1 pseudogene is annotated in these 248 nt (G+C 62.5%); it reads right to left on the bottom strand.

Features of this window, described 5'->3' with window-relative positions:
• A pseudogene (locus SB765_RS32340) lies at positions 1–248 on the bottom strand (bifunctional NADH-specific enoyl-ACP reductase/trans-2-enoyl-CoA reductase); the annotation flags it as partial.

The raw sequence follows: 248 nt of genomic DNA, 5'->3' as shown, positions 1-248 counted from the left end.
CGGTCATCTCGTACAGGTTGTCGTTCGTGACCTTGTCCCACATCGCGACGACCTGCGCCTGCACCTGCGGATCCAGTTCCTTGTAGTCCGCGCGCAGCCGGCCTTCGTCGTCGATGTGCGGCGTCGCGCCGTACATGCTGTCCTTCAGCAGCCCGTACACCTGCTCGATGCAGCCTTCGTGCGTGCCCTTCTCCTTCATCACCTTGAACAGCAGCGACAGGTACAGCGGCATCATCGGGATCGCCGAG

The sequence above is a fragment of the Pseudomonas sp. SIMBA_067 genome (assembly GCF_046534675.1).
Taxonomy (GTDB): domain Bacteria; phylum Pseudomonadota; class Gammaproteobacteria; order Pseudomonadales; family Pseudomonadaceae; genus Aquipseudomonas; species Aquipseudomonas putida.
Note: the sequence above shows the minus strand (reverse complement) of the source record. Positions and strands in the feature narration are given on the sequence as shown.